The 11,267-nt window shown below is 63.2% G+C and carries 11 protein-coding genes and 1 pseudogene; 11 read left to right on the top strand and 1 reads right to left on the bottom strand.

Features of this window, described 5'->3' with window-relative positions:
• Positions 1–3 precede the first annotated feature (3 nt).
• The 8 genes and pseudogenes from DYI20_RS12835 to tgt all read left to right on the top strand — a co-directional run.
• Positions 4–201, top strand: a pseudogene (locus tag DYI20_RS12835) (hypothetical protein); the annotation flags it as partial.
• 115 nt (positions 202–316) lie between these two features.
• Entirely contained in the window at positions 317–559 is a 243-nt protein-coding gene (locus DYI20_RS12830; protein ID WP_342352891.1) for a zinc finger domain-containing protein, read from the top strand.
• Between the two features lie 21 nt (positions 560–580).
• Positions 581–1,648 carry a pseudouridine synthase gene (locus tag DYI20_RS02345; protein WP_122548762.1) on the top strand — a complete coding sequence of 356 codons (1,068 nt, stop codon included), beginning with the start codon at positions 581–583 and terminating at the stop codon, positions 1,646–1,648.
• A gap of 137 nt (positions 1,649–1,785) precedes the next feature.
• The gene (locus tag DYI20_RS02340) at positions 1,786–3,663 is read left to right on the top strand and encodes a TspO-related membrane protein (RefSeq protein ID WP_122548761.1); all 1,878 of its coding nucleotides are present in this window, start codon (positions 1,786–1,788) and stop codon (positions 3,661–3,663) included.
• 41 nt (positions 3,664–3,704) lie between these two features.
• The gene (locus DYI20_RS02335; RefSeq protein ID WP_110099936.1) at positions 3,705–4,244 is read left to right on the top strand and encodes an NUDIX hydrolase family protein; all 540 of its coding nucleotides are present in this window, start codon (positions 3,705–3,707) and stop codon (positions 4,242–4,244) included.
• Between the two features lie 116 nt (positions 4,245–4,360).
• Positions 4,361–4,711 (top strand): non-heme iron oxygenase ferredoxin subunit, encoded by a 351-nt coding sequence (locus DYI20_RS02330; protein WP_122548760.1) that lies wholly within the window; start codon positions 4,361–4,363, stop codon positions 4,709–4,711.
• Positions 4,708–6,093, top strand: a complete 1,386-nt coding sequence (locus DYI20_RS02325; RefSeq protein WP_122548759.1) for an FAD-dependent oxidoreductase — start codon at positions 4,708–4,710, stop codon at positions 6,091–6,093. Before DYI20_RS02330 ends, DYI20_RS02325 begins: the two co-directional genes overlap by 4 nt.
• A gap of 78 nt (positions 6,094–6,171) precedes the next feature.
• Positions 6,172–7,551 carry a tRNA guanosine(34) transglycosylase Tgt gene (gene tgt, locus DYI20_RS02320; protein ID WP_122548758.1) on the top strand — a complete coding sequence of 460 codons (1,380 nt, stop codon included), beginning with the start codon at positions 6,172–6,174 and terminating at the stop codon, positions 7,549–7,551.
• Here tgt and DYI20_RS02315 read toward each other — a convergent pair.
• A complete protein-coding gene (locus DYI20_RS02315) occupies positions 7,491–8,282 on the bottom strand; it encodes a queuosine precursor transporter (protein WP_424923553.1) in 792 nt (263 codons plus the stop codon). The two genes, tgt and DYI20_RS02315, sit on opposite strands and share 61 nt — an antisense overlap.
• Positions 8,283–8,594: 312 nt before the next feature.
• Between DYI20_RS02315 and DYI20_RS02310 the strand changes: the two genes are divergently transcribed.
• The 3 genes from DYI20_RS02310 to thiD all read left to right on the top strand — a co-directional run bounded on the left by DYI20_RS02310 (position 8,595) and on the right by thiD (position 11,129).
• On the top strand, positions 8,595–9,707 hold the full coding sequence (locus DYI20_RS02310) for a class I SAM-dependent methyltransferase (RefSeq protein WP_122548757.1): 1,113 nt from the start codon (positions 8,595–8,597) through the stop codon (positions 9,705–9,707).
• Positions 9,708–9,718: 11 nt separating this feature from the next.
• Positions 9,719–10,237 carry a hypothetical protein gene (locus DYI20_RS02305; RefSeq protein WP_183145578.1) on the top strand — a complete coding sequence of 173 codons (519 nt, stop codon included), beginning with the start codon at positions 9,719–9,721 and terminating at the stop codon, positions 10,235–10,237.
• A 70-nt stretch (positions 10,238–10,307) separates the two neighbouring features.
• Complete coding sequence (thiD, locus tag DYI20_RS02300) at positions 10,308–11,129, top strand: bifunctional hydroxymethylpyrimidine kinase/phosphomethylpyrimidine kinase (protein ID WP_233242784.1); 822 nt, start codon at positions 10,308–10,310, stop codon at positions 11,127–11,129.
• Positions 11,130–11,267: the final 138 nt, after the last annotated feature.

Below are 11,267 nucleotides of genomic sequence, written 5' to 3'. Positions count from 1 at the left end.
GCGATGCCCGAAGGCGACACACTTTTCCATCTCGCCGGCCAACTGGACCCGTTGTTGCGCGGGCAGATTATCACCGACTCCGATGTACGCACCCGGCGCTACGCGACCGCGGAGCTGACCGGAAGCCGGATCACCGGTGTGCGCTCGGTGGGGATCGCGCTGTTGGATCAGTCCATCCTGGCCGGAATCGGCAATATTTACCGGTGCGAGGTGCTGTTTGTGGCCCGGCTGGCTCCACATACTCCCGCCGGTGATCGTGATCCGGTCCTGCTGGGCGCGGTGGTGGATTTAGCCCGCGCGCTGATGCTGGCCAATAGTGGTGCCAGGCCCGAACACGCGTCCACGCGAAGGGGCGCACCCGCGCGCACGCGAGGGCGCGCCGATCGATTCCGCCTATTTCTGGGATGTGGAGGGCGCACCCGCGCGCACGCGAGGGCGCGGGCGGTTCTGGGTTTATGCGCGCACCGGGGCGCCCTGCCCGCGCTGTGGTGCCGTGATCCAGCACGACAGGCTGGCGGGCCGAGATTTATACTGGTGCCCGGCGTGCCAACAGCAGTAGGACACCAGGAGGGCTCACCCTATGACCATGACGCCACCGCTACCGGTCAAAGACGGGATCAATCCCACCCGGTTGCACCTACCGGTCACCGCCAACCAACTCGCCGAGCTCGCCGAACAGTACCGGCCCACTCCCCCGCGCACCATTGCCGAGTACATGATGGCCCGATTCGACCACGTGGATCCCGCCACGCTACGCGAGCGGTTCGACTCCGGGGAGGTGGTTACGATCACCGGCGATCCGGTGGGGTGGGAGCAGCCCTTGGGATCCCACGAGTTCATCTGGTATTACCGCACGGTGCCAGACGAGCAACCACTACCGGAGTCGGTCCAGGTGCTGTTCGAAGATGAGCACCTGCTGGTGGTGGATAAACCGCACTTCATGCCCACCACTCCCGGCGGGCGTTTTGTGAAGGAGTCCGCGCTGGTCAAGCTCCGGGTGGCGACCGGTCATTCCGATCTGGTGCCGCTACACCGGTTAGATCGGGCCACCGCTGGGGTGCTGCTGTTCTCCACTAATCCGGCCACCCGTGGGGCCTATCAGATGCTCTTCGAGCAGCGGCGGGTGACCAAAACCTATCAGGCGATCGTGCGGCTCGATGAGGATCCGGATCGGGCGATTCAGCAGTGCCGACGTTTACCGCTGGTGTATCGCAACCGGATCATCAAAACTCGGGGCGTGATCACGGTGGATGTCCAGGACTATCCGGTGGCCGATTCCGGTCGGCTCGCCCCACCGCGGATCGGCAAACGCCGGCGCAGTCACGATCCCACCACCGGACCGAATGCCCAGACCCGGATCTCGTGGTTGGGGGCGAGAGATGCCCAGGGTCCGGTCCCGCACCACGGGTTGGGATGGGTGCGGTTGGAACCACGCACGGGGCGCACCCACCAGTTGCGGGTGCATTTGGCCCAATTGGGTACCCCGATCCTGCACGACCGGCTCTACCCCGAGCTTTTAGCTCAGGCCCCCGATGAGATGGATCGGCCATTGCAGTTACTGGCCAGCACCCTGGAGTTTATCGATCCGCTCAGCGGTCAGGCCCGCCGATTTCAGACCGATCGACGACTCGCATATCAGCCTCGGTAAACCCCAAGATCACAATCCGGCAACGTCCAGCGTCTTTGATGAAGAATTCAGGATGATTGGGTAGCCTGAGATATCCCTGACAGAACCCGGCGGGTTCTCGGCAACGTCCCCACACCACAGCAAAGGATGCCCTGCTGATGAACGATGAGCACGGTCACGACACCGCCGCATCCGAGGCCTTGTCGCGCCTGAAAAGTTCTTCGTCAACGTCGCGCGAGCCCTTTGACCAGCAACAGTTCGAAGACTCGGCCGTCGAGGACTCTCCCGAGACCGAGTCGCCGACCCCAACCTCGGCTGATCCGAGCGCGGAGCAGGAACCCGGCACAACACCAGCAACACCAACAGAGTCTACGGAACCCGTTGAGACTACTGAACCCGCCCCTGGTGAGCCGGCCAGGAAGTCCCCGGAGGTCTCGGCCGAAGACAAAGCCCTGTGGACGGTGAGCTTCAATACCGGTTCCGGAGAAGAACAGCGCAAAGACACCCTGGGGACCCGGCTAACCACGTGGTTGGATTCATTCGGCGGACCAGATATGGACAAGGTCGAGGCCGATATTGCTGATACGCCAGCCCGGCTACGGCGGCACTGGCTCAAACATCGGGCCCGACAGACGCTGAAGAAGCGTCGCGCGGCAGAGCAAGCCGCAGCGGAACGAAGGGCGCGGGAAGAGCGGGAACGACTCGAGGCCGAGGTCGCCGAGATCCAACAGATCTTAGCGGTCCAGGCAGCCGAGCGGGCTGCCGAGGAGAGGGAACGCCAACGGTTGGCCGAGATGGAGTTGCTCAAGGCGCAGCAAGAACGCGAGACCCAGGCTTTGGTGACCGCAGCGCGCGAACTAGACGGCACCGATTATGTACCGGCCCCCGATCACCGGCCCATGTTGCAACGGCCCGGGGAAGAACTCTCCGATCAACAACTGCTGTCTCGGGCCCGATCACTCTTGCCGGAGTGGCGACGTCGTGACCGGATCGTGGAAAAGGCCCAAGCGATTGAGGCCAAGCAGGCCCAGCTACGCACAGACCAAACCGACACCGGTGACGATGCCCACGACCCACTGGGGCTTGGCGATGGTTCCGGCTACATTCCGCCTTACCTGCTTCCGGAACGGCAGGATCCCCAACCGGAACGACTCGATAGCGTCCGTCGGGTGATCGTGACCATCGCCTGGGTGCTGTTCGTGATCGGTGGGCTGGTGGGTCTGGGGTGGATCGGTGGCACCGAGCCACTGTCCCAGGTCAATGACGGGGCCTACCATTCGTCGGCAACCCTGTTATCGATGGCAAATTGGCACGTCGCGATCTGGCCGGTGCTGTGGATCGCTACCGGACTGTACACCGTGCACCAGTGGACCCCCTCGCAACGGTCGGCCTCCCGGCAACGGCGCACCGGGTGGCTCATGGCCAACGCCATGTTTGCCCTGGCCCTGTGGTTCGCACTGGTCCATATCGAACCGTGGGGACTGGAAATCATCGTGTGGATATTGCTCTGCGCGCTGCTGGTCACTGCGGTCCGGAACCTGAATTTACACACCTCGCGAACCCAGGGCGAGCAACTGTTCACCGACGCCCCGATCGGGCTGTTGACCGGGTGGGCGCTGGTATTTATGGCCTCCCAACTGCTGACTGTGGCCGGGATCTGGGACGTGCTCCACCTGCTGTGGTTGCCCGAATCCGTGTGGGCAATCGTCATTCTGATGGCACTGATGCTGTTCGTTCCCATGGTGTCGATGACCGAACGAGGGCGCGTGGTGATCGTCGTCGGCATGGCCTGGGGGCTAGCTGCCATCATCGGGGTGCGCCTGTTCGGATCCAATCCCTCGGTCTTGATCGCCGCGGTGGCATTGCTGGGCGGTTTCGTGGTGTTGTTGGCAACCGAAAACCGGCGCTGGCGGATTGCGCAGGCCGAAAAACGCTACCTTAACCAATTCGATGATGAGCCTCAGGGTAGTCTCGAGGGCGGGCTCGCAACAGACCTCGAGAACAGCCCGACATCGACCTCGATTGCTGGAGGCTGAATCCGGTGTTGTCGGACCCACCGGGCTGGTAGAAAAGAACTATGAGCGTTCGTACCCCAGATCCACATCCCGGTTGGCTCTCCGACGAAGACCTCTACGAGGCCCGGCGACGGTTGCCGATGGTCTACGTGGAGGCGATCCCGGTCCGGGTCGATCCTCTGGGATATGTCTCCCAGATCGGGTTACTCTACGTGGCCGATGGAGACGGGCACCTGCGACGGACGTTTGTCTCCGGTCGGGTGATGTACCGGGAAACGCTGCGGGCAGCGTTGATGCGGCATCTGGAAAAGGACCTCGGCCCGCTGGCATTGCCACAAATTCCAGCCGATCTGCGACCGTTTACTGTCGCGGAGTACTTCCCCCATCCTTCCGAAACCGAGTTGACCGATGACCGTCAGCACGCGGTGGCGTTGTGCTATTTAGTGCCGGTGACCGGAGAATGTCAGCCACGCCAGGATGCCCTGGAGCTCAGCTGGCTGACCCCGGAGGAAGCCATGGCTGAAGACATCCAGTCCGAATTCGTCGGCGGGCGGGGACGGATTATCCAGCAGGCCTTGGCCAGCGTGAATTGGGGGCGCTAACCGCCCGTGCTGGGATCCTCCGACCGGGCAGTTCCTGCGGTCTGCTCTCCCATCCGTCCCAACCTCGCATCCATGCCAACCTCACATCCATCTAGAATCTCGAAAAGGTAGCGAAGATGACTGACCAGCCTGGGCTCGATGTCGGCGCAGCCGCGGATCTGCCGGTGGAGGAGACACTACTGGTTCCGGCCAGCACCACCGGCACCGTGCCAATCACTATTTTTCACGACGAAACCGGATTCTTCGCGCTCAACGACCGGTGCACCCACGGTAACGCTTCTCTGGCCGAAGGGTGGATCGAAGACGGAACGGTGGAATGCCCCCTGCACGGTTCCCCCTTCTGTCTGGCCACTGGCAAGGCTCTGGGCCTGCCCGCCACCGTGGCTGCTCCCACCCACCGGGTTGAGGTGGTCGACGGGCGCCTGATCCTTTACCCGGGAGTGCCCGCCGAGGAGACCGAGGCATGAGCGCCGCAACGGAGCCGGCAACGCCCGGGTCCGTCGCCATCATCGGCGGTTCGGTCGCTGGATTCACCGCCGCGCACACCCTGCGCGAACGTGGCTATGCCGGGGCGATCACCGTGATCGACCCGAACCCCTACCCTTATGATCGACCACCGGTCTCCGGAGATTATCTCACCGGGGCGCTCGACGAGCCCGGTCTGCGCTTGGGCGGTGCACACTGGGCCGAGCAGCACCAGATCCGCTGGGTGCAGGCGGTCGCGACCGAGCTACACCTGGGGCACCGCCGTGCTGAGCAGACGGCCGGATCGGTGGCCACCGCAGCAACGAGATCCACACACCTGATCCGCACCGGGGACGGTCAACAGCTCTCGGCCGAGGTGGTCATTCTGGCTACAGGGGCCTCCCCGGCACCCTTCGAGCACTCGCTAGCCGATCAAGACGGCGAGCCTTTGCCGGTACTCACCGTACGGGACCACACCGACGTCGACAGAATCCGGCAGCTGATCACCTCCCGAGCCGAGGAGTCCCATTCGTCACGCCCGCTGCGCATCGGCGTGGCCGGTGCCGGGCTGTTGGCCGCAGAACTGGCCGCCGGGGTGCATCAGCTCGGAGCTGCGGTGCGACTGTATCAACCGCACCATCGGCAGGCTGCGGAGATTTTCGGGGACACTATTGCCGAGCTACTCGACGCCGACCATGCCCGGCACGGGGTCGAGCTGATTCAGCAGTATCTGCAGGCCGATGCGCTCCCGGAAGGGTTCACGGCCCAGACCGATCTGGTGCTCGCCGCAGTCGGGACGGTACCCAATACGCAACTGGCCGAGCAGGCCGGGTTGCCGGTCACCAACGGTGTTGCCGTCGATGACCGGCAACGGGTGGACGGTGTTTCCGGGGTGTACGCGATCGGGGATCTCACCCCGGGGGCCAAGCACTGGGATCAGGCGGTGCGTTCTGCCCAGCGGGCGGTCGCCGACCTACTCGATACCAGCCCGACCGCCGAACCGGACCAGGTCCTGCCCAAACACAACGAACACCACCGCGTGGCTCCGCGCTGGATCTGGACGGATCGCTACGACACGCACGCCGGGGCCCTGGGCGAGATGGCCCTGGCCGCTCGGCCCGGATATCAGCTCATCGAGCGTTGGCGCCGTCCGATCCACGAGGACGAAAGCACGCTGCAGGGTAGCGCAGCCAGTGGCGGACAGCGACGCGAGCACGCCAGCTTCGTGCTCGATCCGCAACACCGGTTGTGCGCGGTAGCGGCACTGAACCAACCGATGGTGCTACGGGCGGCCACCCGATTGATGCAACGCGGGATCGTCATCGACCCGGTGGACCTGGCCGATCCGGACCTGAACCTGCGCTCACTCATCCGAAATCGGTGAAACGCTCACCCGGTCCCGCTAAGGTGCTAACCTCGCACGGTTAACACGGCGACCAACCGGGGCTCTATCATGACAGAGATGGCAGATTACCCACAGACCCGTCGCCAACCCAGCGATCCCACCCCCGCGGTGGTTCCCACCCACCACCCAAGCCCGCGGGACGTCAGCTTCAGCATCCAGACCCGGATGGACTCCGGTCTGGGTCGCACCGGGGTGATTCACACCCCGCACGGGCAGATCCAGACCCCGGCGTTCATCCCGGTGGCGACTCAGGCCTCCGTGAAGGCCGTCGCCCCCGAGCAGATGTCAGCCATCGGCGCGCAGGCGTTGCTGGGCAATGCGTATCATCTCTACCTGCAACCCGGGGCCGAGCTGGTCGATCGTGCCGGCGGACTGGGTCAGTTCATGAATTGGTCGGGACCCACCTTCACCGATTCGGGAGGGTTCCAGGTGATGAGCCTGGGGTCGGGATTCAAGAAAGTGATCGATATGTCCGGACCGCATGCTCCCGACGGGACCGGATCCGATGACGACACCGCGGCCGGCAAGAACCGACTGGCCCACGTGGATGATGACGGAGTCTGGTTCACCTCCCATCTGGATGGCTCCAAGCATAGATTCAGCCCGGAAATCTCGATGAACATCCAGCACCAGCTGGGTGCGGACATCATGTTCGCCTTTGATGAGCTGACCACCCTGCATAATTCCCGTCGATATCAAGAAACCTCCCTGGAACGCACCCGGCTGTGGGCCCAGCGCTGTCTGGATCACCACGCCGGGCTCACCGCCCACCGGTCCGATCGACCCTATCAGGCCTTATTCGGGGTGATTCAGGGCGCCCAATACGAGGATTTGCGACGTAAGGCGTGCCAGGATCTCTCAGCCATGCAGGCTGAATTTGTCACCGATCATGGCACTGACCGCGCCGGGTTCGACGGGTACGGGATCGGCGGCGCACTGGAGAAGAAGAACCTGGGCACGATCGTGTCCTGGTGTGCCCAGGAACTACCCGAGGACAAGCCACGTCACCTGCTGGGGATTTCCGAACCCGATGATTTGTTGTGGGCGATCGAGTCGGGGGCGGATACCTTCGACTGTGTCTCGCCGACCCGGGTAGCCCGCACCGGTGCGTTCTACACCGACTACGGACGGATCAACCTGCCGCGAGCGCAGTTCAAGGACGATTTTGCCCCGCTACAGCCCGGGTGCGACTGCTATACCTGCGCGCATTATTCGCGGGCCTATCTACGACATCTGATCAAGGCCAAAGAGTTGCTGGTGCACACGCTGATCTCGATCCACAATGAACGGTTCGTCATTCGGCTCGTGGAGACCATCCGGACCAGCATGATCGAAGGCACCTACCCGGAGCTGAAAGAACAGGTGCTGGGACGGTATTACTCTGCTGAGGCCTCGGACCCGCCTGGGGCTTCGGCCCGTTTTTCGGTGACCCCGTAGGCCGGTTCAGCGCGTTTGATCAGCTTCATCACCCACATGGTCACCGGGGCGAGGATGATTTCCACGGCGGATTTAAACAGGAAGCCCACGACCACGTAGTTGACGAATTGGCCAACGGTTTCGATCCCGATCACCGGTGTTGCGATCGAGCAGAACACCAGCGTGTCCAAAAATTCGCCGATCAACGTCGAGACCGCAATACGACCAAACAGGACTTTCTCGCCAAAGGAGCGCTTCATCCGCACCATGAACCAGGCGTTGGAGAGCTGACCAACCAAAAAGCCCAACAACGAGGCCACCACGATCATCCACACCGGCCCGAGAGTGCGTTCCAGGGCCTGTTGGCCGTCATAAAAATCGGCCGGGGGCAGATTAATGATGATCCAGTAACACAGCACCGCGAAGATCGACAACGCGAAGGTGGTGATCACCGCGCGACGGGAATTTTTGAAACCGTAGACCTCGGCCACCACGTCGCCGACGATATAGGCCAGCGGGAACAGGAAGAAGCCACCGTCGGTCACGAGTGGGCCAATCTGTACGCCCTTGGATGCACCGATATTTGACAGGATCAACACGGTGGCCATGATCGCGGTGATGATCGCGTACAGTCCGGATCCAGCCGGGGCGAAGCGGGCGATCGGTCGGGAGTGATCAGTAGCTGAGGTCTTAGAGTTGCCGACGTTGCCAGAGCGGGGTGAGCTGGGGGTGGAAGAATCGGGGGCAGACACGGTGATCCTCCTGGACGGTGTTGTCAATGATGCAGTCGTGCTCGCTGGTACCGGCACGTGTGCTGGTCGTGTTGCCAGCGCTGGACGACGACGGTCTCACCGGCCTCTACGGCCCCGTGCACACCTGCTGCCCCAGGCGGCGTCCGCAGCTAGTGTACCAACGGTGTCCCGGGGTGCGGAAAGATGCCCCGCGTGCGGATCACGCCCCGGCTACGCGGGTGTGACAGGATAGAAGGGGATCACCTGAGCGTGCTGTGCGCGCACGGCGCAGGCGAGAGCATTGGAGCTACCCAGAACCGAAGGAAAGTCTAGATGAGTACCATCGACAAAATCTTGAGCGCGTTGTTTGCCCTGGCGCTGGCCGGTGGCCTGATTGCCTGGGGCCTGCACGCCAGCTGGTGGGCGGGGCTGGCTGCCCTGATCGCGGTCGCGATCCTCGGGATCTGGAGCATGCGAGATCGGAAAATGCTCAGGGTGATGGCCCGGCGGGAGACCCAGCTGCTGGACCAACAACACCAGGTGCTACTCGGTCAGCATCAGGTCCAGACTGCGCTGACCGAGGTCGTCGAGCAACAGCGCGAGGCGGTGGCCCGCACCGCATCGATCGCCTCGGCGACCGAGCAGATCAACGCCACGGTGGATGAGGTCGCCGGGCAACTGACCCAGCAGGGTGGCACCGCGCAAGATCGTCACGATCAGGTCCTCAAGACGGTCCAGGACGGTACCCAGCACCTCGATCGGCAAACGCGGAACCACGTCAATAACATCAACCGGCGACTGGGCTACGCGCGAGAAGAGATTGAGGCCCAGCAGTATTTGCAGCGTCGCATCGATACCGGCACGCTGTGGCCGTCCACCGGTGACTGGGCGTTGAATGCCCGTTCGGCGGTATACCTGCTCGATCTGCTCGATCAGGCTCGCCCGCAGCATATTGTCGAGCTGGGCTCGGGCACGACCACGTTGTTGTTCGGCCATTATCTGACCGCACACGGTGGCCGACTGTACTCTTTCGATCACCTGAACCACTACCGGGATCTCACCGCCAGTTATGTGAGTTTGCACGGGCTGGAGCCGGTGGTGGATCTGCAGCTAGCCCCCCTGGCACCGCTGGTACCAACTGCAGACACCGAGCCGGCTGAGGATGCCGAGCCACCTCAGTGGTACGACCTCTCCCAGGCGCGACTACCCGAGCAGATCGACCTGTTATTCGTCGACGGTCCCCCGGCAGCCACCGGCCCACACGCCCGGTATCCGGCCCTCAACGCGCTGGCAGACCGGCTGGCACCGGGTGCGGTGGTGATCCTGGACGACGGTGTGCGTGATGAAGAACAGCAGATCGCAACCCGGTGGGCCCAGGAGCACCCCGAGCTGGTGCGAGAAGCACCGGATCTGACCGCGATGATCGTGTTGCGCAAGAAAGGCTAACTCCGACCGGTATGACCACTCCTATTCCGCAAAAAACTGCCCAGCCCCGGGGCAAGAAATCCGGCACTTCCGATCGCCGGCCACGACTGAAGATGTCGATCTACGGTTATGTCATCGCCTGGCTGGCACCAAATATTGTCATGGCCGGGCTGGTCGTGATCCTCAATCTCTTGCCGGTGGCCGAGCAGGTCGGTGATCTGACCCCGTTGCTCACCCTGGTGGGGCTAGCCGGTCTGGTGCTGGGTCTGCCACTGACCCTGTTGGTGAACTGGTTGTTTCGGTTCACGCTCAACCAGGCGGTGCACGTACTGGCCTATGCCCTGGTGGGCATGCTCTACGGGCTGGTGGTGCTCGTCGGTGGGCTCGAGGGGCTGTTGCCGCTACTGATTCCGGTGGTCGGGTTCCCGGCCGGGATCCTGATGGCCCTAGGCCGGTGGCTGGCGATCCCGTTCACCGATGTGGTGGATGCCGACGGACACATTTTGGCCCCTGGTGAGGCTGACGAAGATCCGATCATCGACGAACAGTAGCCGGTCGATCAGACCCGGCCTGCCGGAGGAAAATCTGAGGAAAAGCCCTGACGGAAATGAGGATATGACGATGACCGAATACTCCATCCACGAACCAGCACTGGCGCTGTCTATTGCCGGCTCAGAAGCCACCGGTGGTGCCGGGGCGCAAGCGGATCTGAAGACCTTCCAGGAGCTGGGGGCCTACGGCATCATTGCGCTGACCTGCATCGTGGCCTTTGACCCCAACGATGACTGGAACCACCGGTTCACCCCGGTCCCGGCCGAGGTGATCGCCGATCAGCTAGAGGCCATTCAGGCTAACTACGCCGGACAGTTGCACACCACCAAGTTGGGGATGATGGGCTCACCGGAGACCATTCACACGGTGGCGCGCGCACTGCGGTCTCAACAGTGGCAGCACGTGGTCCTGGATCCGGTACTGATCTGCAAGGGTCAAGAGCCCGGCCACGCCCTGGATACCGATGAGGCGCTGAAGGCGGAACTGTTGCCGCTAGCGACCTTCACCACCCCGAACCATTTCGAGGCCGAGCAGCTGTCGGGCCTGACGATTTCCTCGGTGCAGGATCTGCAGGAGGCCGCTCAGATCATCCACGATCACTCTGGTGCAGCGGTGCTGGCCAAAGGTGGTATCCGTTTAGAGGGTGACCAGGCGGTCGATGTGTTCTACGACGGAACTGATATGGAGGTGCTCAGCACACCGAAGGTCGGCGATCATGCCGTCTCCGGGGCCGGATGCTCGCTGGCGGCTGCGGTCACCGCCGAGCTGGCCAAGGGTGCCTCCCCGCGTGAGGCTGCGTATACGGCCAAGGAATTCGTCACTCGTGGCATCGCCCAGCGGGTGAGCGCCAAGACCCCGTTTGACATGCTCTGGCAAGGCGGACTGCGCTAAAGGTTGCGCTCACACCGTCGCCACCGGCGCGGTGACCAGTGCAGAGAGCAGGGTGGGGCTACATCGACGGCGTGGACCAGGCTCATTCCCGTCTCGGCGCGGATCGTCTCCACTGCGGTTGGCAGTTTCCAGGATGCC

This window comes from Auritidibacter ignavus, from assembly GCF_003703835.1.
In the GTDB taxonomy this organism is placed as follows: Bacteria; Actinomycetota; Actinomycetes; order Actinomycetales; family Micrococcaceae; genus Auritidibacter; species Auritidibacter ignavus.
This window is presented reverse-complemented; position numbering and strand designations above follow the sequence as displayed.